At 57.2% G+C, this 24,849-nt stretch carries 37 protein-coding genes; 32 read left to right on the plus strand and 5 right to left on the minus strand.

The window, feature by feature from the left end:
• Positions 1-64 precede the first annotated feature (64 nt).
• From ACPUC8_RS24055 to ACPUC8_RS24065, 3 genes are all read left to right on the plus strand, one after another.
• Positions 65-1,957: a protelomerase family protein gene (locus ACPUC8_RS24055; RefSeq protein WP_494927563.1), complete on the plus strand. Its 1,893-nt coding sequence runs from the start codon at positions 65-67 to the stop codon at positions 1,955-1,957.
• A gap of 90 nt (positions 1,958-2,047) precedes the next feature.
• Positions 2,048-2,368, plus strand: coding sequence for a type II toxin-antitoxin system RelE/ParE family toxin (locus ACPUC8_RS24060; RefSeq protein WP_494927564.1), 321 nt, complete (start codon positions 2,048-2,050; stop codon positions 2,366-2,368).
• The gene (locus ACPUC8_RS24065; RefSeq protein WP_494927565.1) at positions 2,358-2,636 is read left to right on the plus strand and encodes a helix-turn-helix domain-containing protein; all 279 of its coding nucleotides are present in this window, start codon (positions 2,358-2,360) and stop codon (positions 2,634-2,636) included. The genes ACPUC8_RS24060 and ACPUC8_RS24065 overlap by 11 nt, the downstream gene beginning before the upstream one ends.
• Positions 2,637-2,664: 28 nt before the next feature.
• Here ACPUC8_RS24065 and ACPUC8_RS24070 read toward each other — a convergent pair whose 3' ends face one another.
• From ACPUC8_RS24070 to ACPUC8_RS24085, 4 genes are all read right to left on the minus strand, one after another.
• A complete protein-coding gene (locus tag ACPUC8_RS24070; RefSeq protein ID WP_494927566.1) occupies positions 2,665-3,045 on the minus strand; it encodes a HumD family translesion DNA polymerase in 381 nt (126 codons plus the stop codon).
• 140 nt (positions 3,046-3,185) lie between these two features.
• On the minus strand, positions 3,186-3,488 hold the full coding sequence (locus ACPUC8_RS24075) for a hypothetical protein (protein WP_494927567.1): 303 nt from the start codon (positions 3,486-3,488) through the stop codon (positions 3,186-3,188).
• 114 nt (positions 3,489-3,602) lie between these two features.
• On the minus strand, positions 3,603-7,595 hold the full coding sequence (locus ACPUC8_RS24080) for a plasmid replication protein, CyRepA1 family (protein ID WP_494927568.1): 3,993 nt from the start codon (positions 7,593-7,595) through the stop codon (positions 3,603-3,605).
• A gap of 273 nt (positions 7,596-7,868) precedes the next feature.
• Positions 7,869-8,516: a helix-turn-helix domain-containing protein gene (locus ACPUC8_RS24085; protein WP_494927569.1), complete on the minus strand. Its 648-nt coding sequence runs from the start codon at positions 8,514-8,516 to the stop codon at positions 7,869-7,871.
• Between the two features lie 123 nt (positions 8,517-8,639).
• Here ACPUC8_RS24085 and ACPUC8_RS24090 point away from each other — a divergent pair, with 123 nt between their 5' ends.
• The 7 genes from ACPUC8_RS24090 to ACPUC8_RS24120 all read left to right on the plus strand — a co-directional run bounded on the left by ACPUC8_RS24090 (position 8,640) and on the right by ACPUC8_RS24120 (position 11,822).
• Positions 8,640-8,867, plus strand: coding sequence for a Cro/CI family transcriptional regulator (locus ACPUC8_RS24090; protein ID WP_494927570.1), 228 nt, complete (start codon positions 8,640-8,642; stop codon positions 8,865-8,867).
• Positions 8,857-9,534 carry a bacteriophage antitermination protein Q gene (locus ACPUC8_RS24095; protein WP_494927571.1) on the plus strand — a complete coding sequence of 226 codons (678 nt, stop codon included), beginning with the start codon at positions 8,857-8,859 and terminating at the stop codon, positions 9,532-9,534. Before ACPUC8_RS24090 ends, ACPUC8_RS24095 begins: the two co-directional genes overlap by 11 nt.
• A gap of 7 nt (positions 9,535-9,541) precedes the next feature.
• A complete protein-coding gene (locus tag ACPUC8_RS24100; protein ID WP_494927572.1) occupies positions 9,542-9,799 on the plus strand; it encodes a hypothetical protein in 258 nt (85 codons plus the stop codon).
• A gap of 13 nt (positions 9,800-9,812) precedes the next feature.
• Positions 9,813-10,037 (plus strand): hypothetical protein, encoded by a 225-nt coding sequence (locus ACPUC8_RS24105; RefSeq protein ID WP_494927573.1) that lies wholly within the window; start codon positions 9,813-9,815, stop codon positions 10,035-10,037.
• Positions 10,034-10,933 carry a recombination-associated protein RdgC gene (gene rdgC, locus ACPUC8_RS24110; RefSeq protein ID WP_494927574.1) on the plus strand — a complete coding sequence of 300 codons (900 nt, stop codon included), beginning with the start codon at positions 10,034-10,036 and terminating at the stop codon, positions 10,931-10,933. Before ACPUC8_RS24105 ends, rdgC begins: the two co-directional genes overlap by 4 nt.
• A gap of 2 nt (positions 10,934-10,935) precedes the next feature.
• A complete protein-coding gene (locus ACPUC8_RS24115; protein WP_494927575.1) occupies positions 10,936-11,172 on the plus strand; it encodes a hypothetical protein in 237 nt (78 codons plus the stop codon).
• Between the two features lie 431 nt (positions 11,173-11,603).
• Positions 11,604-11,822, plus strand: coding sequence for a hypothetical protein (locus ACPUC8_RS24120; RefSeq protein ID WP_494927576.1), 219 nt, complete (start codon positions 11,604-11,606; stop codon positions 11,820-11,822).
• 48 nt (positions 11,823-11,870) lie between these two features.
• Here ACPUC8_RS24120 and ACPUC8_RS24125 read toward each other — a convergent pair whose 3' ends face one another.
• Positions 11,871-12,155 (minus strand): helix-turn-helix domain-containing protein, encoded by a 285-nt coding sequence (locus ACPUC8_RS24125; protein ID WP_494927577.1) that lies wholly within the window; start codon positions 12,153-12,155, stop codon positions 11,871-11,873.
• Positions 12,156-12,347: 192 nt separating this feature from the next.
• Between ACPUC8_RS24125 and ACPUC8_RS24130 the strand changes: the two genes are divergently transcribed.
• The 22 genes from ACPUC8_RS24130 (at position 12,348) to ACPUC8_RS24235 (ending at position 24,846) form a co-directional block, all read left to right on the plus strand.
• Positions 12,348-12,569: a hypothetical protein gene (locus ACPUC8_RS24130; protein ID WP_494927578.1), complete on the plus strand. Its 222-nt coding sequence runs from the start codon at positions 12,348-12,350 to the stop codon at positions 12,567-12,569.
• A gap of 88 nt (positions 12,570-12,657) precedes the next feature.
• Positions 12,658-12,873 (plus strand): hypothetical protein, encoded by a 216-nt coding sequence (locus tag ACPUC8_RS24135; protein ID WP_494927579.1) that lies wholly within the window; start codon positions 12,658-12,660, stop codon positions 12,871-12,873.
• Positions 12,874-12,883: 10 nt separating this feature from the next.
• Positions 12,884-13,639, plus strand: a complete 756-nt coding sequence (locus tag ACPUC8_RS24140) for a hypothetical protein (RefSeq protein WP_494927580.1) — start codon at positions 12,884-12,886, stop codon at positions 13,637-13,639.
• Position 13,640: 1 nt separating this feature from the next.
• Positions 13,641-13,961, plus strand: coding sequence for a hypothetical protein (locus tag ACPUC8_RS24145; protein WP_494927581.1), 321 nt, complete (start codon positions 13,641-13,643; stop codon positions 13,959-13,961).
• Between the two features lie 435 nt (positions 13,962-14,396).
• Positions 14,397-15,491, plus strand: a complete 1,095-nt coding sequence (locus tag ACPUC8_RS24150; protein ID WP_494927582.1) for a DNA-methyltransferase — start codon at positions 14,397-14,399, stop codon at positions 15,489-15,491.
• Between the two features lie 154 nt (positions 15,492-15,645).
• Positions 15,646-15,870, plus strand: coding sequence for a phage holin (locus ACPUC8_RS24155; RefSeq protein ID WP_494927583.1), 225 nt, complete (start codon positions 15,646-15,648; stop codon positions 15,868-15,870).
• Positions 15,871-15,873: 3 nt separating this feature from the next.
• Positions 15,874-16,374, plus strand: coding sequence for a lysozyme (locus ACPUC8_RS24160; RefSeq protein WP_494927584.1), 501 nt, complete (start codon positions 15,874-15,876; stop codon positions 16,372-16,374).
• Positions 16,371-16,919, plus strand: a complete 549-nt coding sequence (locus ACPUC8_RS24165; RefSeq protein ID WP_494927585.1) for a hypothetical protein — start codon at positions 16,371-16,373, stop codon at positions 16,917-16,919. The genes ACPUC8_RS24160 and ACPUC8_RS24165 overlap by 4 nt, the downstream gene beginning before the upstream one ends.
• The gene (locus tag ACPUC8_RS24170) at positions 16,916-17,251 is read left to right on the plus strand and encodes a hypothetical protein (protein ID WP_494927586.1); all 336 of its coding nucleotides are present in this window, start codon (positions 16,916-16,918) and stop codon (positions 17,249-17,251) included. Before ACPUC8_RS24165 ends, ACPUC8_RS24170 begins: the two co-directional genes overlap by 4 nt.
• A 2-nt stretch (positions 17,252-17,253) precedes the next feature.
• Complete coding sequence (locus ACPUC8_RS24175; protein WP_494927587.1) at positions 17,254-17,841, plus strand: hypothetical protein; 588 nt, start codon at positions 17,254-17,256, stop codon at positions 17,839-17,841.
• A 17-nt stretch (positions 17,842-17,858) separates the two neighbouring features.
• Positions 17,859-18,365, plus strand: coding sequence for a hypothetical protein (locus ACPUC8_RS24180; RefSeq protein WP_494927588.1), 507 nt, complete (start codon positions 17,859-17,861; stop codon positions 18,363-18,365).
• Positions 18,366-18,423: 58 nt separating this feature from the next.
• The gene (locus ACPUC8_RS24185) at positions 18,424-18,903 is read left to right on the plus strand and encodes a hypothetical protein (RefSeq protein WP_494927589.1); all 480 of its coding nucleotides are present in this window, start codon (positions 18,424-18,426) and stop codon (positions 18,901-18,903) included.
• A 63-nt stretch (positions 18,904-18,966) separates the two neighbouring features.
• Complete coding sequence (locus ACPUC8_RS24190; RefSeq protein ID WP_494927590.1) at positions 18,967-19,338, plus strand: hypothetical protein; 372 nt, start codon at positions 18,967-18,969, stop codon at positions 19,336-19,338.
• Between the two features lie 72 nt (positions 19,339-19,410).
• Complete coding sequence (locus ACPUC8_RS24195; RefSeq protein WP_494927591.1) at positions 19,411-20,055, plus strand: hypothetical protein; 645 nt, start codon at positions 19,411-19,413, stop codon at positions 20,053-20,055.
• A 9-nt stretch (positions 20,056-20,064) separates the two neighbouring features.
• Positions 20,065-20,295 carry a hypothetical protein gene (locus tag ACPUC8_RS24200; protein ID WP_494927592.1) on the plus strand — a complete coding sequence of 77 codons (231 nt, stop codon included), beginning with the start codon at positions 20,065-20,067 and terminating at the stop codon, positions 20,293-20,295.
• Between the two features lie 166 nt (positions 20,296-20,461).
• Entirely contained in the window at positions 20,462-20,677 is a 216-nt protein-coding gene (locus ACPUC8_RS24205; protein WP_494927593.1) for a hypothetical protein, read from the plus strand.
• A 24-nt stretch (positions 20,678-20,701) separates the two neighbouring features.
• Positions 20,702-21,013 (plus strand): hypothetical protein, encoded by a 312-nt coding sequence (locus ACPUC8_RS24210; RefSeq protein ID WP_494927594.1) that lies wholly within the window; start codon positions 20,702-20,704, stop codon positions 21,011-21,013.
• Between the two features lie 47 nt (positions 21,014-21,060).
• Entirely contained in the window at positions 21,061-21,873 is an 813-nt protein-coding gene (locus ACPUC8_RS24215; RefSeq protein WP_494927595.1) for a DNA cytosine methyltransferase, read from the plus strand.
• Positions 21,874-21,903: 30 nt separating this feature from the next.
• Positions 21,904-22,122, plus strand: coding sequence for a hypothetical protein (locus ACPUC8_RS24220; protein ID WP_494927596.1), 219 nt, complete (start codon positions 21,904-21,906; stop codon positions 22,120-22,122).
• A gap of 150 nt (positions 22,123-22,272) precedes the next feature.
• The gene (locus tag ACPUC8_RS24225) at positions 22,273-22,548 is read left to right on the plus strand and encodes a hypothetical protein (protein WP_494927597.1); all 276 of its coding nucleotides are present in this window, start codon (positions 22,273-22,275) and stop codon (positions 22,546-22,548) included.
• A gap of 26 nt (positions 22,549-22,574) precedes the next feature.
• Positions 22,575-22,886 (plus strand): hypothetical protein, encoded by a 312-nt coding sequence (locus ACPUC8_RS24230; protein ID WP_494927598.1) that lies wholly within the window; start codon positions 22,575-22,577, stop codon positions 22,884-22,886.
• Positions 22,852-24,846 (plus strand): phage terminase large subunit family protein, encoded by a 1,995-nt coding sequence (locus tag ACPUC8_RS24235; protein ID WP_494927599.1) that lies wholly within the window; start codon positions 22,852-22,854, stop codon positions 24,844-24,846. Before ACPUC8_RS24230 ends, ACPUC8_RS24235 begins: the two co-directional genes overlap by 35 nt.
• Positions 24,847-24,849 lie beyond the last annotated feature (3 nt).

Raw genomic sequence — 24,849 nt, forward strand, 5'->3', positions numbered from 1 at the left:
CCTTCATATGTACTTGTCTCGTAAATGTGTTACGATAAATTGAAACGACTCAGAGGGATGCAGAATGGCTAAAATCAAGTTAGGCGAAATGATAAACGCGCTTGTGGCTGACGTGGACGCGGTGGACACCTCAGATATTCCACAAGGTGTTAAAACTAAGAAATACAAGGCATTAGCGAATAAATTCAAAAATGCCCTGTTTAACGACAAGCGTAAGTTTCGCGGCAAAGGGCTGACACGCCGCGTCACGGCCAACACATTCAACACTTACATGAGTAAAGCCCGTTCAAAATTTGATGACCGGTTACACCATGCCTTTGAAAAAAACGTGACGGCGCTGGCTGCAAAGCACCCGCTTTACTCTGATGAGTTAACGTCCTGGCTGTCGCTGCCGACAAAAGAAATCCGCCAGCACATCAAAGAGCTGACTACCCGCCTTAAAGAAATTATGCCGCTGCGCGAGGAAATCGGCGACGTGAGCATCGGGACAAAGGCCGGTGAAAAAAAAGTGGTCCGTCTGGCCGCAAAATACCCGGGGTGGAAACTCGCACTTTTCGACCTCAACGCCCCTGACTGGCGCGAAGCGCGGGTGCGCCTCTTCCAGTATTTTGACGAGGGCGACGACCTGCTCGATGCGCTGATGGGCCTGCGCGTTAACCATGAGATCATGTATTCGCTGACACTGAGCACCGCCGAACGCGTCTCAATACAAAAACGGTGGGGCGACGTCCTGGACGAGAAAAAGCGCAGCACCGTGCTGATTGATTATCCGGCCTATATGCAGGCCGTGCTCGATATTCTCCACACGCCCGCCAACCGGTTCAGTTTCGGCACGCGCGCCAGCATGGCCCCGCTGGCGTTCGCGCTGGCCGCCGTGTCCGGGCGACGCATGATAGAGGTGATGCGCCTCGGTGAGTTCAAACCAGCGGGGCGCAATAAGGTCGAATTTACCGGGCAGGCAAAAAAGCGCAGCGAGGAGGACGGCACCACGCGCACCATTTACACCCTGTGCGACAGCGGGCTGTTTATGGAAAAGCTGAACCTGCTGCGCGGCTGCGGGGCCGCTGCCGACTTTGACGAGGTCGTGCGGGGGTATGGTGACGACGATATGCGGTCCGAAAACGGCAGAATTCAGACCCTGCTCGGTAACTCGTTTAACGTATGGGTGAAACAGTTTTTCAGCGATGACCGCCGCGTGTTTAAAGATAGCCGCGCCATTTATGCCCGTATCGCCTATGAATCATGGTTCCGCGTCGATCCCCGCTGGTCAAAGGTCGATGAGGACGTTTTCTTTTCTGAAATCCTCGGCCACGATGACGAAGGCACGCAGCTGCACTATAAGCAGTTCAAGCTGCATAACTTCTCAACCAGCTGGAAGTATGAAACCGGCGAGGAAAACGACCGGCTGGCCGCCTTGCAGGAGCTGGACGACCTGATGCCCGGTTTTGCCCGGGGTGACGCAGGAATCAAGATGCACGACACCGTTAAGCGCATCATTGCCGACGAGCCGAACGCCATCATCAACAGTTCACGGCTGCGCCCGTTCGGATTCAACACAAAAATGATTCAGCGCTATTTAGAGCTGGCCGCCGAGGCGCTGGGCCAGACGGTGGGTGACAACGGTCGCCTGCAGCTGGATGACGGCGTTAAAAAAATCGTGCTGGATAACGACGAGCACGCCGCCGAGCTGGTGGAGGAAGACGAGGAAGAAGCCGACGACGCGCACGACGATGACGAACTCGACATCGAGCTGGAAAGCGAGGCCGAAACTGAAGAGGCTGAGACGCCTGCGGAACCTGCGAACGCCGAGCGCCCCCGGTTTGATGCGCCAAAACACAACGACGCGGGCGAGTGGGTGATCCGCTATGAGTTCGGCGGCGAGCGTTTCGCGTGGACCGGCAAAGCGGAGAACATCCGCGAAGCAATGGAAAAAGCATGGCGCGCTTACCATGATTAACGGTGAATAAAATAATTAGCTTGAATGCTAACTTAGCTCTTGTGCTAAGTTAGCCTTTGGGCTAATATTATTTTCAGGGAGGAAAGCACATTGTTTACAGTACGGTTTCACGACGAGGCGGAAACAGAGTTAATCGAGTTGCCGCCGGTCATCGCAGCGAAGATGACCAAACTACTGGAAAAGCTGGAACAGAACCCGCAAGCCATGAGAGAGCCACACTGCAAGCCCATCGGCGACGGACTGTTTGAACTGACCACGAAGGGCGGCGATATTGCCCGGGGGCTGTGGGTTTATCAGTCAGGGAAACAGATTTTTCTGCTGCGGATATTCATCAAAAAGACACCGAAAACGCCCCGCCCCGAGATAGAGCTGGCATGGCGCAGACTGGAGGAAATGAAGGGTGAAAGGTAAAACACTGGCAGAGGTAAAGGCGAATATGATGCAGCGCGACGAGTTCCGCGCCGCATACGAAGCCGAAGAACGCAAGGAGCGCCTGCAGGCGCTTCTGGCTGAATGGCGCGCCCACGCGGGCCTGACCAGCGCGCAGGTGGCCGAACGCATGGGCATCACACCGCCCACGCTGTCACGCATGGAAAAGAACATCGAAGCGGCAAAAATTGACACACTGGCACGCTATGCGCGCGCCTGTGGGGTGGAAAAAGCCACGCTGCACTTTTAAACCGGTCGGGGCAGCTGCCCCGGCTGTTTTACACCCCTTCCAGCTTCACGCGCACGTCGTTCAGAACGTGCGTGACGACCCCGAAACAGATCCCCTCTTCCCCGAGTCCCATTTCATCCTCGCTTACCTTTATTTTGCGTTCCGGGTCGTTAATGTCTTCCAGGTGGAGGCGCGGCACGTTACGGAACCGCACCACCTTGAAATGATTATCGACCGCCATGGCAATCAGGCTGCCGTCCAGCGGTTCCAGCGCGCTGTTGCAAACCAGTACCGCGCCCCGCTTAATTCCCGCCAGCGGGGATTCAAGGTCGGATTTAAATAGATAAACCCCCGGGCCGTGGTTATTACTGAGCGCATCTAACGACAGGCGTTGTTCAACATAATCAGTTGCGGGACTCGGAAAACCCATGGCGTTTGACCCTCTTAAATACTGTATTTTTATACAGTATAAGTCAGGCTGGAAATAAGGGAAGGGAAGAAAAGCGCACCGGTATTTATGCGCCTGAATTGGCCGTTAAAAAAAATAAATCAGCTGGTGGGCGGGCACGGTCATTTCACAAAGAAGAGTTGATCCGGGTTCTGCCGGAAATAGGGAACGGGCCGAAATGATATTTCGCTGTAAATGCTGATTACAGTGAACGGCGTGAACAGCGACACGACGATGGCCACCGGCAGCATGATGACCCAAATCAGCCAGGTGACGGGATGCCACCACCGCATAAGCGGGCGGAACAGGTTGCCGTCGGCGTAGATGCGAAACGCGCCGGTCGCGTAGAGGACGCCACGCACGCCGCGCAGCTGTTGCGACCGTTTGTATTGCCATGCTTCCTGTGCCCTTTCCTGCGTGTCCATCTGGTGCCCTCTGTGCGGCCCGTAGCGGGGTTTTTTAGTGATCCAGATGTTTCTATTACTATAAGAGTAAGAAAAGATCTGGATCAGTCATTTGCGCCTGTTTTTGCCCTTACCTTATCCAGCCTGCAAGCGTTTTAACGCCGCGTGGTCGGCAGGTTTAAGGGTGCCAATGTGGTCGGTCAGGTACATGCCCGCGAGCGTCGCCCGGGCCAGCTGCAACGGCATGGCAGCCAGCTGCGCCAGCTCGCCTCTGTTGAGCACGCTGCGCACCCATGCGAACGGTACCGGGGTGTCGGCTATCGCACGCGCCACCGCACCTTCTGCAGCGCTCTGTGGGGCATCCTGACTGGAGGCAGGGAGGGGTTCGGAGAGTGATCCAGATCTTTCCATATCTATAAGACTAACTAAAAGATCTGGATCATCATTTTGCACCATATCCATCTGTTCAGCCTTGACGTTAAAGAACGATTTTTTCGCCTCGGCGCGCAGCGCGTTCAGCTGGTTCATGAATTCCACGCTGTCGCCATCCAGACGCATTATGCGCGCCCCTGCGCGGCCAACGCGGTCATTCTCGACCCCGAACCCTAACGCCCCGCAAATGTCCTTAAAAACGACGTCAGGGCGTTTTTTCGCGCCATTGCGTCCGAGGTATCCCCCGAAGCGTAAAACGTTGTTAAACGCGTCTACGCCCGCCATATTCACGACGGCTTCTAACGCCTCTTTCTGCGCCTCTTTGGTGGCCTGCCCCTCGCCGGTTTCGGTGTTGATGCCGCACTTCTCAAAGTAGAGGCGCAGCGCCTGACTGTGCAACGCGGCAAAGGTGCGGTTAGGCACTTCAACCAGCGGCTGATGGCGAACGGTGAAGGAGGTCACGCCCGGTTGCAGGCGTCGGAACTTCTCGTCAGCCTCTTTGCGGCTGTGCGCGGTGATGGACACGAAGTTAGTGCGCATCGCCTTGCGGAAACTGTAGGAGAAACAGATCATCGCCTGATGCTGGTCGATGCTGGCCGCCGTGGCCTCGTCCATGCGCATCAGCTCAAGCAGGCTTAATTTTTTGCGCCCACCGTCCATGTAGAACGCCAGACTTTCCGGGGTCACGGTGAGCATCAGCTCGTGCTCAATTTCCCAGCGCGCCAGCTGGGCCTGCTGCACGACGTCGAGATAGTCGGCTTCCATCAGCTGCTCGCGTACCTCGTCGGTCGGCGTTTCGGCTTCCATGTGGACCAGCACGGTCTGCTCCCAGATGCGCTCGCGTGACTCCTTGCGCATCTCCTTGCCCGCGTCGCTGCGCGCATCGTTGGGGGCCAGCTGCTGCACGTTGTAGCCGTCAGCCTCCAGAATCAGGATCAGGTTATTTTTGAAGTCGTTGCGGGCGGCCGCTTCCTGCGCGGCCAGACGGAACTGCATGTCGGCGAAGTCAGAATCAGACAGGCCGAAGGAGGCGCGGTTGGTGCCCGGGTCGCGGGTGACGTCCGTCACCTGACTTAATACCAGGTCGGTAAAACTCACCGCCCCGGCGAAGCCGTTGCGGCGCGCTTCCTCGCTGGTTTCCTTGCGTCCGGGCAGCTGAGACAGCCCGACCACGAACTCCACCGCCTTGCGGTCGCGGCGCAGCATCTGCACCGCATCGGAGGGCACGACCTGACCGCAAAACATGCCGAAGTGGCGCGTAAAGTGGCGGTGTTTGTTGAGCGATACCCCGGAGGAAATCGCGGGGCTGTAAATCAGGCCGTCATACTTCTGCACCGTGCCGTTCGGGTCACTCATAAACGCAATGACGTCGTCCTGCATCTTGGTGTCCTGGCTGACGTACAGCCATTTTTTATCGGGGTAGTCGGTGATCAGCTGGTCGTACACCTGCTGGCCGAACGCCTTCGAATCGGTGGCGATCAGCATTTTCTCTTCGCGCTTGGCGGCGACCATGATTTCAAAGTACACGCGGTCGCGGTCGGTGTAGAGCACGCGAAGTGGCTGGCGCTGTTCGGACCCTTCCGGCTGGCAGGACACGTCAACCGGCAGTTCGATGACGTGAATTTTTTCCCACTGCTTGAGGCCGGTTTTCGCGCGCTTGGCCATCGCGAGTTCGCAGAACGAAACGAGCGAGTCGTTGGCATCCGCATCGACCAGCAAGGCGCACTCCGTGGTGCGGGCAAACGAATCAACCAGGTGATTAAACACCGCCACCGGGTTCTCCATGGCCTTACCGATAAGGATGCCGCGCAGCCCCTGCGTCGCCTCGTCCAGCCCGATAAAGTCGTGATTTTTTAACAGCGGCTGCCACTTGGGTTTGATGATGGAATTAATGCAGATGGTCAGCTTGTTGATGTGCTCGGGGGAAATGCCGGTCATGTCGTCTTTGTAGTAAAACACGCCCGCATCGGACCCGGTGCCGTCGTCGTTCTGCTGCATCACGCCGTGCATGGACAGCATCAGGCTGACGCGGTTGGCGAGCGCAATGCCCCGGTGCGCCAGCTGCATCACGGGGCGCATCAGGTTAATCGTTTTGCCGGACCCCATACCCGCGCGCACGATGACCGGTCCGGTCTGCGACAGGCGCAGGACCAGATCCAGCACCGCAGGCGTAATCTGCGTGGTTTTCAGGCGGCGATAGTTCACGTGCGCCGGACGGTTGCGCGGGTCGGTAATGGCGTCAGTGAAGCCGCGCGCCTCCATGGCCGCTTTTTTCTTCACGCGGTATTTCCAGTCGATACGGCTGGCCGCGTTAACACCGACCTGTTCGTCGGCCCCGATGGATGCCAGCTCGGCGGAAAGCGTCGCTTTCACCTGGTCACGGCTGATGTCTGCCGGACAGGAGAGCATCGCCACGTCCACGCACTTAAACACCTGCGCTTCGAAATTCGTGGTCTGCTCCTGATTCATGAAACGCAGCTTCTGCAGCGCGGCTTCGTAGAGGCTGGCCGGACGGGTCAGCTTGCTGGTTTTCATCTGCGTGACGGTTTCGGCTCTGCCGTTCAGCACAAACAGGTCGTTGAAGTCGCTGCCGTTTTCGTCGTAGAAGGTCGGGAAAATGCACTTCACGCCGTCGCCGCCGAACGTCTCCAGAATGTCGAGGCCGGTCAGCAAGCCGGTGTTACCGCGACGCGGGTTTTTCCGGTCGTTATCCAGCGCGCAGGTGATGGTAAATACGCCTTCAAGGTCAACCAGCTGGCGCACCACGTGCGTCATGTTGCCGGCTGAAATGGCGACGACCACGGCATCAAAACGATCATCGACCATGAACACGGTCGCGCCGGTGGCGAAGCCTTCCACGACCGCCACGTTCTGCGCGCTGTGCAGGTCGCCAATGACGAAGGCCGCGCCGTTGTAAGGTACGCCCTCAATGGCCGTCGTCTGCTTCTTCTGGCCATCGGCATAGATACGCTGCCAGCCCGCCAGCTGCCCGGAGAATTCCCCGTTAAGATGGTGCAGCGGGATCGCTAAAAACTCTTCCGTTTTTTCCGTGTGACCATGGTCACACAGGGTCACACGGCGCAGGTCACAATGTGCCTGCACGCCGCCGATGCGCTTGTCGTTGATGTAAGGATGCGAGCCGTCTTCACGCGGTGCTGCGTCAAACGCCTCTTTAATCCGGTTCCAGTAGGCCAGCTCGCGCGCCTGCGCGCGTTCGCGCCTGCGCTGCTCGATGGCGTCCTGCTTCTCGCGCGCGATGCGGCGTTCTTCCTGCTGCTGCAGGCGCACCTCGCGGCGGCGGATTTCTTCCGGGGACTGTGTGACCGTCACCGCACTGCGGCGGAGGTGATCCTCGTATTCGCCTTTCAGGAACTCGTAGCCACTCCACTCACCGGCGGCTTTCTGCTTCACCACGAAGTTAATAAAGGGGTAACGAATGCGCCCGCTGGTGCGGATATTGGAATAAATATCGGCGTGGCTTTTCAGGGCCGGGGAGTTCATGACCGGATAGCGGCGGTTGTAGGTGCGGAACTTGGTCGCGACCCCGTCGCCGTCAATCAGACGGATGGAAGATGCGTTTGCAGACCAGTCAAAGCCAGCCTGTTCAGCGATAGCGGCGATCTGTGACTCGCCTGCCCTCAGAATCTCGTAAGGGTCGGAGTTAAAAAACTCCTGGTAAAAATCCGTTATTGTCATTTTTTGACCAGAATCAGTACGCGTTGAACTTGCGCACAGGGTCCGGTCTTAGCTACAATAAAGACGTCTCTCACAGACAATCTTTTTCTTGTGTCACTAAGACCAGAAATAAGAATCAGTTAAAGAACCCGGTCGGCAAAACCGGGTTTTTTTTCGCCCGGGACTCGGAATCGTTCACTAATTCGCCAGTTTTACAGCCTGCCTGCGCGTCGTTATTACCGGCAAAATAATAACGACGGAAAGCCGACTTTACAAACACGGATGACGTGCTTGTCAGATTTTTTTCACCGTCCAGGCTTTCGCCACTGCTACCACGGGGTGAAGGTACTCAATTTCATCTTTCGCCAAGACCTCACGACTGTGTAATTCCGTCAGCGAACTGAACACAAAAGCGTCGTTCATGTCGGTGACTAATGTCATGACCGCAATAAAGTTATCATCCCGGCGCAGTTTCAACAAATGCGATTCACCCGGGATCGGACGCTCGTCAGGGTCGGCAATAATCACATCACCCGCCTGATAGGCCGGTGCCGCCCTGTTATCCGCGATGCGAAGCGCGTACAGCCTGCGTGTAGAGTTATTCGGCAGGTTCACAAACTGCGGATCGTGCGGATTCACTACCCCGTCTTTTAAAAACTCTTCGCTTGGGCCAGTCTGCGTCGTTCCAACAATCGGGACCCCGTGCTCCGCGCGGGTGTCCTTCCCTGTCAAAACCCATTCCGGCGACCTTCCGTAATAATCAGCCAGTTTAAGACCTAATTCCAGCGTCGGCATTCCGTCTGCTTTTTCCAGGTGATTGATCGCGGCATGCGTCGAACCAACTGCTGCCGCTACACCTCGCAGACTGTAGTCGCTGGCGTTCTTGGGGTTCGCGTATTTTAACTCTTCGCGCCGAGCTGAAAGCCATTTTCCTCTGTTCATGCGTGCAATCTTAGCATCCAAAATGTTAGGGCAGCCATACGCAATTACGACCTGTCGAAGAAATATTGATCCTGATGGACAATAGACTTTACAAACATGTTAGGCGCACTTAACATCACTCCCATGAAAACCGCTGATGCTATCGCCTTTTTTGGCAGTAAAGCCGCCATCGCGCGCGCTGTTGGCTGTCACCGCGCCTCTGTTCAGGAATGGGGGGAACGGGTGCCGCCAGCGCGCCAGTTTGAAATCGAAGTGAAAAGCGGTGGCGCACTGAAATCGGATTACACGCTGGCAATGGCAGCGGGAACGCCATCCCGCCCGCCGAGAGGGAAACGCGCACATGCACGATAGCTTTGTCCGGGGTCAGTTACGCAACGCCCTTTACGACCTGCCGATGACGCAGAAGGGTCAGATCGCCATCATGAGCGACACCGCTGGCGGGGACCGCTACACGGACCGCCCGGTGCGAACGGTGATATCGGAGGGCAGCGCGGTGCAAATCGACGCCGAGCCGGTTCGCTATCGCGAGGGAAAAAAATTCAAACAGAATAAGCCGCTGATTCTGGAAAGCGCTTTCCAGTCAGCCATATGGCGGCAGGCAGCAAATAAGGTTCCTGACCCGTGGCATTCCTGGATGAAATATTGCTACGGCGACAACCTCAAATTTGATCATCAATTGATCATTTGTAAACAGGTCTGGAATCGGTTTCTAAATCTCGCTTCCGTCGCTGGGCTTAAAAAAATGAACGCTAAAACGCACGCCCGGGTTCAGAGCCTCGCATGGCTGGCCGTTCAGGTGGCCGTAAGCCAAATCAACGGCGGCAGCAAGGAATATAGCTGGGCCGAGCTGAGCCAGCTACTGGGAATAAAACCCGACAACTGGCAGAACAATTACCTGCCGCGCTGGACGCTGTTAATCAGCGCCTGTCACGACTACGACAACGAGGCCATCCGCCATGTGGGAAAACAGCACCGTCAGGAAAGCCAACAGCGGCGAGATGCCCGTCTGCCTGTGTAAGCAGCTGATGCGCCGGGAACCGGGCCGCCCCTCGCTGCGCTTCTCCAGCGTCCGGGGTGAGTATCTGATGTTCTGCCCGTCGTGCCGCATCCAGACCTACCCGTCCAGCAACCGGCAGAGCGTGATCGCCGAGTGGTGCGGGATGAACCGCCCCGGCGATCCGTACATCGCCGAGCTGTGGGAAGAGAAGTATCACCGCCAGCAAAACGCGCCGGTCAGCCCTTCCGGCGAATCGCAACCCTGTGTGACCACGGACACACACTAAAGGTTAATGAAGCATGGAATCTGTATATGCCCGCGCCGGATGCGGAATGCGACCGGAAAAAGAATATGACTTTATGCAGGAATATTTAAACCGACTGAAAGGCGTCGATTTTATTCCCGTGCGTAAATCGTCTGATTATCACGCCCGACCATTTAATAATCCTCGCCGTAATTTTTTAACGCCGCGCATGCAGCAAATGAATAAAGCGCGAAAGAAAGCACAGGAAATAAAATCATGAAGCACTGGAAATTAATTTTCCCTTTCACAACTACGAAAGAAGTTCCGCACGATATTGAAATGCGTTTATCACAACACGCATTTGATTCATTAACCGACGGACAAAATAAAGCGTCAGGTTTCGCTTTATTAACGGAAAGCGAACGCTTTATTAAATCCGACGGTCGCCATCTGTTTCTTTATTGTGAACAGTCGCGCAAAGCCGACACCTATACGGTGAATCATATTTATCAGGAAAGGTTGCAAAAGGTGACGGACGAAGGCCGCGAAGTCACCTCCGAAACGATGGAAGCCGTGCGCGAGCTGGCCGAACGCGAGGCGGTGAAGTTCGCCAAAATAAATCATTTATCCGTGTACATCCTTTACGACTTCCACGCGGGTAAGGTCTGGTGCGCGGGCAGCACCGTGAAGAAATGCGAGGCCGCGCTTAAGCGCCTGCGCCGCGTGCTGGGCAGCCTGGACACTGAATCCGTGGTGTTCCCGCTGGCGGGCCGCCAGCTTGCCAGCCGCCTGCGTCACGGCACCCGCGCGCTGACGGATGACCTGCTGATTTCTGACGGGGCGAAACTGGTTGCTGTGGAGCGCGAGGGCGATTCTAAAGTGACTTTTGACGGGGTCAGCCTGCTGGACGAGCACGTGCGTGAAGTGCTCAAGGATCTGACGGTGCGCACGACCGATATGGACCTGTACAAGTCCGGCAAGCGCGTCGCGTCGTTCGTGCTGGACGTGCCGGATAACGCGGGGATCAGCCTGCGCGCGCTGGACTACGGCAGCGGCACCGGCGGGAAGGACGACGAAGCCGAGCAGAACCACGCCGCCGACATGCAGATTGTGGCAAAGACCTGCGAGCATATTCTGTCGAGCCTGCAACACTTTACCCACGGCACGGGGGTCTGACTATGTCTGCGGTCCAGCTGGCTAACGTTGTGAACGCGCTGCGCCTGCGCTGCGAGCAGAATGCCCGACAGGGCGGCCCGGGTTTCGTGACCACTGACGTGCTGCGCTTTGACGTCGGCCTGCGCACGGCGGCCATGCGCCGGGTGATGGATGCAGGCGTCCGGGCGGGCACCATCGAGCGCCGGATAATTAAGCGAAGCGACGGCGGCGTTCGCGGTTATCTGTACCGACCCGTTTAATGTACATGGCGTAAACAACGGAAACATTTTATTCATTGAATTAAAAATTTTGATGATATAGAGGGCGGGGATTCCGCCCTTTTGTTTTTAACGCTTTCCTTACGCATCGCTCTACACAGTAATGTCAAAAAACAGAGCAACATTCGGTTAAATGCGTGTGACCACAAATAAACTATTTAACTGGTCACAAATAAGAACTTGCTCTTTTTAGTGAAATTTTAGCCGCAGCTAAAAACCAATTTAATAAATTGCAACTGCCAAAAATAAATTGAGTGATTCAGTAGACGCCTGTCGTCACATGGGATAATGTATTGCTAAATCAGATTTATCCGATCCCTTATTTGGATGCGCTTTTTAGCTACCCCGCTAAATAGGCGCAACCCGCCATTCCCGGCGGCGAGTTTAGTTAAAGTTAATCACGGACTGTAACAATGACAAATGAAACAACATCGCCACAAAACCCCGAGCGCCTTTATGCGCTGCTGAGTCGTATGCGTTCGGGTATGTCCGTTCTGAAACTGGCGATGGAAAGCTGCGAAGGCGTCATGCTTAACCCAGAGATGCTGCACTGCCTCGATCAGTGGATGGACAATATCGAAGAGATCCAGAGCTGCGCGGGAAGCCAGGACAGTGCAGAGCTGCCAGCCTGACCCTGTAACCTGCACCGCCCTGATTACGTGTGACCATGGTCACACGGGTTAATCGTATGAAACGCTGATGCTGATTTTTGCCCCGCACGCCGCCGCGTACCGCTCCAGTGTACTGAGTTTCACGCCCCCCGGGTTCGTTTCCAGCTGCGTCACTGACGACGGCGTGACGTTGAGCCGCCTCGCCAGTTCCGCCCTGTTGATGTTCGCGTGCGCGCGCATTTCGTGCAGCAACCCGGTGATGGCCAGATTGCGATCTGCTTCGCGGTATCCTTCGCGCGCTTCCTCCGTGTTCAGCATCTTCCCTTTCAGATCGTTCATTTCTACCGGTTTCATGCAAAGCCCCCGAGCGCCTTCGCGCCTGTTATCTGATGGGGGAAGGTTAGTTAAACGCCCGGGGTCAGTCAACGAAAAATATTTAGCTGTAGCTAAATATTTAGCTGTAACTAAACATCGAAAGACGCTATCGTCTGTCTTGCAGTGGGACGCCACCTGCTGCGACATAGGCAATAACGACAGGAGAACAATGTGGAACAACTGATTCAGTTTACGTTTGGCGGTGCCAGCGTCCGGGTAGAAGTGAAGGCGAAAGAAGTGATCGTGAACTTCTTTGGTCAGCGCTTCCAGTTCAGTTCAACACAAGCCGCGCTGCGCGAGCGTGTGCGCGCCGAAATCCGCAAGGCAGGGTTATCCCACCAGCTGGATAAAGTCATCAGCAGAGAGGCCGCCACGGCCCGTAAGCGCAGCTAACAGGAGGTAATGCGGGCGGCAGGTCTGCCGCCCCGTTGCCATGCCGGGAGGGACGCCACCCGCCCGCATTTTTATGACAGGGGAACACATGAAACGCATTACAGAAACTGAGGCATTCGGCGAGCTGGCAAGCGCGCGCGACGGCCTCGGCGAGATATTCAACCAGCTGGCCGCGTTCCACATGAAGGCCATCAGCGACGACACCACCGAAGGGCGCCTGCTGGCGCAACAGATTCGCAACGTGCAGCTGCAGCTGACGGCGACGCAGAAAATACTGGCCGACATGGCCGTGTGTTATCACTGAGGGCAACATCATGATCCACTATCACGGCGGCCCGATTACACCCGACGTCGCTGCGCTCAAAGCGTGGCGCGGGCGTCATGCGTTTATCTCTTTTGCCCGTCCTGACCAGCTGAGTCTGGCCGTTGAGGTCTGTCAGTCGTTCGCGCTGGACAATGGCGCGTTTACCGCGTGGAAAGCAGCGGGAAAGAACAAAATTGACTGGACTGATTACTATGCGTTTGTGGCGCGCTGGAAAAATCATCCAGGCTTCGACTTTGCCATTATCCCGGACGTGATAGACGGCGGCGAAGAGGCGAACGACGCCCTGCTGGACGAATGGCCGCACGGTGACGTGGTTGGCGTTCCGGTCTGGCACATGAACGAGAGTGACGAGCGGTTTATCCACCTGTGCCACCGGTTCCCCCGCGTGGCCATCGGGAGTTGTGGGGAGTACGACGTCAAACGCCCCAAGCAGGCGGTGTTACGGATGAAAGACCTGATTCGGCACGTTACGGACGAGCACGGTCAGCCGGTGGCAAAGCTTCACGGCCTGCGCATGCTGTCGGCCCACATATTCACAAAGCTGCCGCTTGCCAGCGCTGACAGCACCAACGTGGCCCGGAACATCGGTATCGATAAAGCGTGGTCCGGGGCTTACTCGCCCGCTTCCCGTGAAACCCGCGCCGCCGTACTGGTTGAGCGAATCGAATCGCACAACGCCCCGGGGTCACTGATTTACTGTGAGTCACGGGATCGCATTTCATTTCAGTTAGCGTTAGAGGTCTAACATGCAGCCAGCCGAACCCGTTAACTTTGTTGCCCGTGCCCCCGAGGTTGAGGCCGTGCTTTATGAGCTGGACCGAAACCAGTTCCCGGTCATCCGTTCCGAACACCCGGCATGGTGGCACAAGCTGGTGATGCAGCACCGGATTGATAATTCCTATCCCGGGCAGGGTATCAGGCTGCCGACCCCGGCGAATGAAGTGGTGTTTCTCATGCCTGGTCAGTTTGTACTGCGTCGCCCGGATGGGGTCATGCTGGCCCTGAACCGGGAGATATTCCGCTACATGTACCGGGAAAATCCCCGTCATAAAACGTTAGAGGTTTAGCGAATGACATCAGACGAGCTTAACAGCCTGGAAGACTTAGCGAGCAGAGCAAGCGCAGGTCCTTGGCGCTATGTTCGCGTGTCTTTGTATGCACGGGGATACATTATCAATAAAAGCGGTAAATCTGTTGTAAACACGACAGATGGCGACCTAACTGCCATTGACTGCGCTTACATAGAGGCCGCGCATCCAGCCGCTATATTACAGCTGATAGGGCGTGTGCGGGAGCTGGAGAAGCAAGTCGAGAGTTCAAAAAGCAATCACCATGGAAAGTGTACTTGACAAAAAATCAATAAATCAGGTACTCTTTTTCTAAGTTGGGAAAACAACGCCCGCACACGACAAACCGCCGAAAGGCGGTTTTTTTTCGCCTGAATTTTGCCCGCCGCTATGGCTACCACGCGACCGCGTTCCGGGCCATGACGACACCCGCATATGACTGAACCCGTTAACATCGGCGCAGCGCATTTAGCCTGTGCGGATGCTTTGCAGTTTATTAAAACCCTGCCCGCCGCCAGCCTAGACCTGATATGCACGGACCCGCCCTACTTCCGCGTGAAGGAAAGCGCGTGGGATCGTCAGTGGTCGAGCGATGCCGAGTATCTGGACTGGCTGGAGAGCATGGTCGCTGAGTTCCGTCGCGTACTCAAGCCCACGGGCAGCCTGTACATGTTTTGCAGCCACCGGCTGGCCTCGGACACTGAAATCATGGTTCGCCGCCATCTGAACGTGCTGAATCACATCATCTGGGCGAAGCCGTCAGGGACATGGGGCCGCAACCGGAAAGAGGCGTTTCGCCAGTTCTTTCCGTCCACCGAACGCGTAATTTTCGCCGACCACCACGGCGAGCGCAGTACCGCCCCGGGCGGTGCGGGTTATGGCGCGAAGATGGAAACGTTACGCCGCGAGGTGTTTGGCCCGTTAATCAGTTATTTCGCCGACGCGCGTGCCGCGCTGGGTGTAACGGCCAAAGAGATTCACGACGCCACCGGCACGCAGATGTGTTCGCACTGGTTCAGCGGGTCACAGTGGCAGCTGCCGAAGCCTGACCAGTACGCGCAGCTACAGGCGCTTTTCTGGCGCAAGGCTAAGGGGACAGACCATCCGGGCCTGCCAGCAACCTATAACGGCCTGACAGACCAGTATGCGACGCACCTGGCTGATTTTGAACGCCGCCGCCTTGCGTATGAAGAAGACCGTCGCGTGTTCACGGTTTCAAAAGCCGTGCCGTTTCTGGACGTCTGGCACTACCCGCCCGTACACAGCTATCCCGGCAAGCACGAATGTGAAAAGCCTTCCGCCATGATGGAAGACATTTTGCGCGCCAGCGCCCGCCCGGGCTTTGTCTGCGCCGATTTCTTTATGGGGTCTGGCTCGTTCATTAAAGCCGCCCTGAAACACGGCTGCACCGTGTACGGCACGGAACTCGATCCGGTCCGTTACCGCCAGACCGTGAACGAAGTGGACGAGGTGCATCGCACCCTGACCGCCCCCGCTTCCCCTGAATCAACCGCATTAACGTGCGTGTGACCATGGTCACACGCGTTTCCCCTATTGGCGTGCTGTAGAGCTGGCCTGCGTGAGAGCGACAGCCGGAGATAAGCGCCGGACGCCATTCCAACCCGTGTGACCATGGTCACACACCAACCGCCGCACGGCTTTCGTGGGGAGGGAGATTATGAGCATGGATAAGATTTCCGCCGCCGCGAACGTCTGCGCCTATGGCGCATCGTGTGGCAGTACCGGTTACTGGTTTTACAAACTCACAACCGCGATGACCCCCGACCAGTGGGCCGCCGTGGGCGTCATGGGCAGCCTGGCATTTGCGGGCCTGACCTGCGTCAGCAACATGGCGATCAAAGTGTGGGCCATCAAACGCGGCTACAAGCTGCCCGAGGGTGAGGACTGATGCATGCGCCTGAAATTCCCGCCCGGCCTGATGAAAAAGCTGATGGGGGCCGCCGCCGCTGGCGCGTTCGCCCTTGCGGTCGCGCTTCTCGGAGGCGGTGACGGCGTCGAAGGTCGTCGCTATGACGCCTATCAGGACGTCGGCGGCGTCTGGACCGTCTGCGACGGCATCACCGGCAAAGACGTGCAGCGCCACCACCATTACACCGACAGCGAGTGTGATGCCCTGTTAGAAAAGCACCTGACGCCGGTTAAACGGATCGTAGACAGCGCCGTCAAGGTGCCGGTCGATGACTACACCCGCGCCGCGCTTTACTCGTTCGCCTACAACGTCGGCACGGGAGCCTTCCAGCATTCATCCCTGCTTCGCCACCTCAACGCCGGTCAGACGGCGCAGGCGTGCAGCGACATGCGCCAGTGGGTTTACGTCAACGGGCAGCGCAGTCGCGGCCTGATTTATCGCCGTTATATCGATGAGACGGTCTGCATGATGGGGGTGAAATGAAAGCAGCCATTTTAGGCACGCTCGCGGGCGTGCTGCTTCTGGCGTTCGGCGCACTTGGCTGGCTGGCGTTTCACTACCACGCCAAAGCCGTGACCGAACAGGGCAAGGTCAGCCAGCTGCAAAGCGACAACACGCTGCAGTCGGAAACCATCGCCAGCCAGTCACTGACGTTTAACGCGTTCAATCAGATTACCACCGCCGCGCAGCAGTACGCGACGAAGACCACCAGCGCCAGCGAGGAGAAAGTCGTTGAATATCGCACGATCCTTAAAAGTGAGCCGACCTGCAATCTGCCTGTGCCTGCTTCTGTGTCTGGCGGGTTGCTCGACTACGCGAACCGTTTACGTTCCGGCGCAGTGTCCGGCACTGTCCCCGACGCTGACAGCGCCGGTAGTGGTGCCGCTGCCGCCAGCACCCTGACCTATTGCCAGGCGGTTTTGTGGATTAACCCGCTATTGAGCACCATCGACAAGGCAAACAACCAGCTGGCAGGCATCCGCGCCGAAGACGCGCAGCGCACGGCCAGCGGGAAGGTGACGCCATGACCCCGCAATTACGTTGCAGCGTGGTGATGCGCCCCGCGAGCGAGCCGCCGACCGTGGACATGGAAGGCCGGGACGTTCTTGTCTTTAACCCCTGCGACGGCTGGCACATCGGCGAAATCAACGTTGACCGCGAGGACGGCGAGCCGGACCGGGTTTACATCCGTGAATTCGCGCGCGATGAGTATGAGCCGCACCGTTTTTACACCGCCTGGGCGCTACTTGACACCGATACGGTGTTTGCGGCGTTTGAGGGCGAGCGCCAGCTGCCGGGGATGCTCTCTCCGTGGCCGAAAAACAATCCCCCCACCGTTCACACCATTCAGGACTTTTAACCGTGAATAAACACAAAATTCTTATCGCGATAGTGGTAATGGGCGCTTCGCTCTTGTCCGGCTGCGATAACAAAGACGACGTGATTCAGGCGCAACAGCAGCAGATTCAGCAGCTGTCGCAGACCGTGGCGCAGCTGCAACAGCAATGTACTGCCCCGGGCTGTCAGCAGGTCGCGCAGGCTGCCCCTGTGGTTCAGCAGGCCGCCCCGCCGACCGTTGTCACCGCACCCGCCCCGGTTTACGTGCAGCAGCCGACCGTGGTTCAGCACGACAGCAGCGGCGACCTGTTAACCGGTATGGTTCTCGGTCACATGCTGTCAGGCGGCGGTGGAGGTGGTGGGACCAGTTCCAGCCACACCAGTTCGACGCAGCTCATCAATAACCACTACCACACGACCAGCGCCCCCGCGCCAGCGGCCACACCCGCCGCGCAGCCGGTCAGGCGTCCGTGGTATTCGCGCATGGCCGGGTCCAGTAGCAGCACGGCCAGTAGCTTTAGCACCAGCCGCAGCAGCGTCAGCAGCCGCAGCGGGTTCAGCAGTGGCGCGCGTTCCGCGTTCCACGCCAGCCGCAGTTTCGGTCGCCGTTAAGGCGCGGAGGTTTGCCGATGTTCAGATGGTTACGTGAGCGCCGACAGCGCAAACAGAAGGAAGCCGCAGAACGCCGCGCGCAGCTGCGCCGCAAAGCGCAATTGAGTGGCATTAACCTTACATCAGCGCAGTTGCGCAGTTATCGCCAGCCAGAGCCTGTCCCGTTTTACATGACGCTTGCGCCAGATGACCCCAACGCACTCGCAATGGAACTTGCTTTCGAGCAGGCCCAACGCGATCACCGCTTGCAGCAGATCGAAGTCACATCGATGGGAAGCCGTCATCGTGAGTTTGTGAGAGCTGACGGGGGGCGACGTGTAACGCCGCACCATTCCGGCAGCAGCGATAGCGGCGGCAGCGGTCATCACAGCAGCCACCACGACAGCAGCAGCTATAACAGCGGCCATCACAGCAGCCACCACGACAGTCACAGCAGCCACGATTACGGCAGCAGCAGTAGCAGCTACGACAGTGGCAGCTATGACAGCGGCAGCAGTTCAGGCGGCAGCGACAGCAGCTGGTAAAGCCATCACCGAGCCAGTCACCCGGCTGGCTCGCTAATGCCATTACCGAGGGGCAAACGTGAGCAAATTTCTTACATGGCTGAAAGCCATCTTCACCCGCACAAAGGAGAACAATGTGCCTGATGTTATCGACACTACCGCCGCGACTGACGTGGCAACTACCGCGACCGATGCGACTGCGACCGCAGTGGACTCGACCGCAACTGTCTCAACCGATGCGACTGCTACCGCAGCGACTGCGTCTGATGCTTCCGCATCCGTTGCTGATTCTGGCGCTGTTGCTGATGCTTCCGCATCCACTGCAACCGCTGTTGTTGCTTCTGATGCTTCCGCATCCGTGGCAACCGTTACTGATTCTGCCGCGACCGTGGCACCGGCATCTGATGCAGCCGTTGCTGATTCGGATTCGGTGGCCGCAGCCGTGGAAGCGCGCCTGTCGGCTGTACTATCCTCGCTTAAAGATGTGCTGACGTTCGCCGGTGTTGAAGTTGAACACCTGTGGGAAGAAGGCATCGCGTTAGCGAAAAAGCTGGCCTGATAAGCCATCCCGAAACCCGCTGAAAGGCGGGTTTTTTATTGTCGTTTTCACTGAGTGCTTTACATGCTAACCATCAAACTGAGTATTGCCGGTTCCATTCTTATCAGTCAGTCGCCCGAGGTTTCTATCGGAATGAAAGGCAGCGAGCTTTATCAGTCTGTCGTGGACATGACGCAGGCAGAAGGCAACCAGCAGCCGCTGGACGTCGTGCAGAAATTCCCGGAGACGTTCGACGCCGACGGCGCGCTGCAGGATGAAATGACCCTGAACATTCCGCGCCCGGACGCGCAGGGCGAGCCATTCGCCGTGCTGATTACTGACGTGGCCGCATCGGGTGAATTAGGCGTGACCGGCACGAACTATCAGTTCCTCTATGCCGGGGATATGGCCGAAGTGCTCAACGAAAACGGCGTTAAAGTTCACGAAATCGAGTAGCACCATAAAGCGCCCCGAGGGGCGTTTTTTAGTGTTTCTTTTCCGTGTGACCATGGTCACACAGGGGGATGAATGGCAGGACTGAAAGAGCTTTCCGGCCAGCTGACCCGGCTGCAAAAGCAAATCCCATTTTCCACGGCGCAGGCACTAACCGCTATAGCGAGGAAAATACAGGCCGCCGAAAAGACGGCCCTGTCCCGCAAGCTGGAGAATCCCACGCCGTTTACAGTGAACTCCGTGGGGTCGCAGGGCGCACGCCGCGACAATCTGGTCGCTAAGGTGTTCATCCGCGACATCGCGGCCAGCTATCTTGAGCCTTTCGAGTTCGGTGGCGATCACAAGCTGAACAGTCAGGCGCTGTTAAACCCGAAAAACATCAAGCTGAACAAATACGGCAACCTGACACGCAACAAGATGGCGCAGCTGAAAGCCAAGCCTGACACGTTCATCGGGGTGATAGACGGCGTTAACGGCGTCTGGCAGCGCAAGAAAGCAACCAAAGGTAAGAAGGGCGCGAAGCGCCGCAAACGCTCGGCGAACGGTACGCATCAGGCCCGCATCAAGCAGCGCCCACCGGTGTTATTAATTCGGTTTGGCGACGCGCTGCCAGTGCATCCCGTGCTCGGCTACTTTGACCGGGCGCAGACCATGGCCGCCAACCTCATGCAAACAGAATTAAGCCGCGCGATGGCCGCCGCACTGGCAAGCGCGCGATAGGTGAAAACTATGCACGTGATTTTGCCCCACCTGGAACAACTGACGCCTGCAGAGCTGCGCGAGGGGCGCGGGTCCAGCATCATTAACCGCAACCATGCGATCAACGAGTGCGCCGAGCGCATTCGCCGCGCAGGTGGAACGGTCAGCCATGAAATACCGGTGCGCGTGTTTTATCTCGATGACGGCCTGCGTGTGGAAAGCGCGCAGTGTCCGAACGTAGCGAACACGGCACCCCGATAACAGCGCTGCCGTCCCTGCTTGCAGTTGTTACGCAATGCACACGTCGGCCATTAATTAGCGTGTGACCATGGTCACACGAAAACGAATCAGCCCCCGCCTCTGACCGTCCCGGCGTTTAGCCGTGTGGCGACTCACGCCGGGGCTTTCTATTTGCAATGGACGAGCCATGACACAACATCAGCGCCCCGCAACGGTCCTGATTCAGATGACCGCAACGGATGAAAAAGGCAACCCGCTCGGCGGCGTGACGCGCTCGGTTCACATTCATGAACTCCGCAATGCCACGCATCCGCTACTGGTTGATCTGGCCGCCAAGGCGGCGACGTCGCTGGATGAAATCGTCAGCCAGCATTATGAAATCATCCCACGCTTTAGCGTGTGACCACGGACACACAGAGGGCACATCATGCCAGGCATCAAACTGACGCCGCAGCCGCTGAAAACCATCATCAGTCGGGGCAATCACGGACAGATTTTTATTGTTACCACGCGCGCTGTGCCCGAGCACCCCGACGCGGCCTGTAACGTCCTGTGCTGTTCGACGATGATTAAAGCGACTGACCCGATTCGCCGCCTGACCGGAAAGGTTATCCCGGTCACGCCGTGGGCGCGCCTGCTTTATCAGTGCCGACAGGCTAAAGCTAGCAACCACAACCGCATAGCCGAAGCCATCGCCCTTGTTCGCTGGCGTGGGTTTGAGTCTATTCAATCCGTGTGACCATGGACACACGGCATTCTTTGAGTCAGTAAGCATAAAGGCAGCCTGTGACCGCTTATTACAACGAATGGGATAAGCGCACAGCAAATTGGCTGCGTGAACTCATTAAAGAAGGTTTGATCGCCCCCGGCATCGTTGACGACAGAAGCATCACCGATGTTCATCCCGCCGACCTGAAAGGGTTCACTCAGTGCCATTTCTTCGCCGGCATTGGCGGCTGGTCACTCGCATTGAGACAAGCAGGCATACCGGACAGCATGCCGTTGTGGACGGGATCGCCGCCTTGTCAGCCGTTCAGCACCGCAGGTAAACAGTTAGGTCAATTGGATGAAAGACACCTTGCCCCCACCTTTATGCGCCTCGTCAGCCAGTGCCGCCCTCCAGTCTTGTTTGGCGAACAGGTTGCGGCAGCAATTGGAAAACACTGGCTCGACGATTTATGCACTGAGCTGGAAACAGAAGGCTACGCCTGCGGGGCGGCAGTATTGCCAGCGTGCTGCGTCGGTGCCCCGCACAAAAGGGATCGGCTGTTTTTCGGCGCAAACCTACTGGTACACGCCGACGACAAACCACTTTCCACAGCCAAATACGGAGAGAGGCTTACAAACCCTGAGTGGTCAGGCGCGCCACTTGATAGCACGGACTATAGATCTGGCATTCCGCATCACAGTTTCTGGTCTGATGCTGACTGGCTCGGCTGCCGGGATGGAAATCAACGGCCAGTTGAACCCGGCACATTCCCGCTGGCTAATGGGATTTCCGCCAGAGTGGGACGCCTGCGCGGTTATGGCAATGCCATAGTTCCACAGGTCGCTGCGCAGTTTGTTCACGCCTTCATTGAATCAATCAACGCCGTGTGACCATGGACACACGGCATAACAGGAAGAATCATGACTGAGGTTATTGTCGTCGCGCATCCGGTTGTCATTGCACATCCAGTGATTGAATCACATCCGGTGATCGTGCCACACGTGCCCGTAATTGCTGCCGTATCGGCTTCGCAATCCAGCGTTGTGACCATCGACCATCATTCACACTGTAGCCCGCTTGCGTGGCTTCTGGTGCCGCTGTGTCTGGTCGTTGCTGTCCTGTGCCTGCGTCATCGCTAGGCCGTGTGACCATGGTCACACGGACCCCGGCCCCCTGTGGGGTTTGGGTCCCTCCTGAGCCTTTTTAAATCACGGGCATTGCGCGCCGTGTTCTTTCCCTAGCTATGAAATTTCAAAAATTCGGGTAACAGGTAACAAGGTAACAACCAGATGAATCAGGCCGATTTTGCAAAACTCCACGGCGTCAGCCGCAAGACTGTCACCACGTGGAAGGCGCGCGGCTGGCTGGTTCTGGATGGTGACGAGGTGAACGTCGAGGCGTCCAACGCCAACATCGAGATGCACCGGAAAGCTGTTACCCCGCCCGAAAAAAAAAAGAAATTATCCGCGACCGTGGTAACACTGACGATTCAGATTCGGGTAACAGGTCCGGGGGATCTGGAAGTGATGACGGCGACGGCGGAGACGATGCCGCCAGTCAGTTAGTTGAACGAATTACTAAAGAGTTTGGGGTGTCGCTGACGTTCGACGAAGCACGCACCGTCAAAGCCAACTTTCACGCCAAGCTGACCCAACTGGAATACGAACAGAAAGCCGGTCGGCTTCTTCCCTTTGAGGACATGTTGGGGCTTGTGTCCGATGAATACGCGCGCGTCAGAACGCGGCTTATCGCCATCGCGCCCGAACACGGTCCCCGCCTCCGATTGCTTGCCCTGACCAGTGATGACACGGATTTTGTGGCCGCACTGCAAAGCGTGATCCATGAAGCAATGGAGGAACTCAGCGCCGATGGAAGCGAACCTACAGACCTCGCCAGCGGATAACCCGTCAGCCTGGCACATTTTCAAAGGCAAACTTAATGCCATCAGGCGTGCGCTTGCACCACCTGCACCGCTGCGCCTGAGTGAGTGGGCGAACACCTACGGGATGCTGTCTAAAGAAACGTCCTCACAGACAGGCCGATTCCGTTCCATGGCCTTTCAGGACGGCATTATGGACGCCTTCACCGACCCAGCGGTGGAGGAGGTTGTCGTAATGAAATCGGCCCGCGTGGGCTACACCAAAATTTTAGACATGGTGATTGGCTATCACATTCATCATGACCCGTCCCCGATGCTTGTCGTCCAGCCCCGTGAGGATGACGCCGAGGATTACAGCAAGACCGAAATCGCACCAATGTTGCGTGATACGCCCGAGCTTGCTGCGCTGGTTGGTGGCGGGGCTAAATCCCGTGACACCAGCCAGACCATTTTAAAACGCTCTTTCCTGAGTGGCGCGAACCTGACGTTAATCGGTGCAAACAGCCCGGGCGGCTTCCGACGCATCACCTGCCGTCTTGTTCTCTTTGATGAGGTGGACGGCTACCCCGTCTCGGGCGCAGGTAATGAAGGGGACCAGATTTCGCTTGGAAAGAAGCGCGCGGAAACGTTCTGGAACAGCAAAATCGCAATTGGTTCAACGCCCACGGTTAAGGGTGAAAGCCGAATCGAAAAGGCGTTTGAAGAAAGCGATCAGCGTTTCTATTACGTGCCGTGCCCGCACTGTGGTGAATTTCAGGTTCTGGAATGGGGGGATCGCACTTCCCCTTACGGCATCAAATGGGACCGCGACGAAAATGGCGTGAGCCTGCCTGAAACCACCTATTACGCGTGCCGTCATCACGGCTGCGTGATTAAGCACACTGACCTCCCGTTAATGGTGAAGCGCGGCGAATGGCGCGCGCACAAGCCCTTTAAAGGGATCGCCGGATTTCATATCTGGACGGCGTACAGCCTTTTCCCGAAGGCCGCATGGCCAAAGCTGGTCGCAGAATGGTTAAAAGTGAAAGATGACCCGGTAAGGCGTCAGACGTTCATTAACACCACGCTCGGCCAGCCCTATGAGGATTCAGGCGACAAAGTTCTCAATGAGAAAAAGCTGCTTGAGCGGTGCGAAGTCTACGCCGCCGAAGTGCCCGACGGCGTCGTGCTGCTTACCGCAGGTATCGACACACAGGACGGTCGCTTAGAAGTGGAGATCACCGGCTGGGGCCGTAACGAGGAAAGCTGGTCGATTGACTATGAAGTCATCGAAGGCGACTTAGACACGCCCGAACCGTGGGAGCGACTGGACGCCTACCTCCTGCAAGTCTGGCGACGGGGTGACGGTCGCGGCTTCACGATTATGGCGGGCTGTATCGACTCAGGCGGCCACCACACCGAAGCCGTCTACCAGTTTGCGAAAGCCCGCATTGGTCGCCGCATATGGGCGATTAAGGGCGAGTCTGCGCGCGGTGGCAAGCGTTCGCCAGTCTGGCCGAACAAAAAGCCATCCAACCGCAGCAAGGCGACCTATCGCCCGGTGATTATTGGCGTCAACGCCGCGAAAGATGTGATCCGAAATCGTCTCCACCTGGACGCCCCCGCACCGGGTGAAAGCCAGCCGGGTTATATGCACTTTCCGCATGACCGCGACCTCAACTATTTCAGCCAGCTGCTTGCCGAACGCTCGGTCAGAAAGATGACGGGCGGTTTCAGCTATCGCGTGTGGGAGTTGCGATCAGGCCGTGCTAACGAGGCGCTGGACTGCCGCGTGTATAACTATGCTGCGCTGATGGGCTTGCTGCATCAGGGCTTAAAGCTGAACCGGATGGCAGACACCATCGAAGCCAACCCGGATAAGCTGATTGCCCCGCCAGTAGCGCCCGAACCCGCAAAGCCGAGCTACCAGCGCCCCGGCGTGATTATCCAGCAGGACAAACCTACCGAGCCGCGTAAGCGGCTTTCTAAACGTCTTCCGTCATAAGGG

This window comes from Pantoea sp. CFCC18177 (assembly GCF_059412425.1).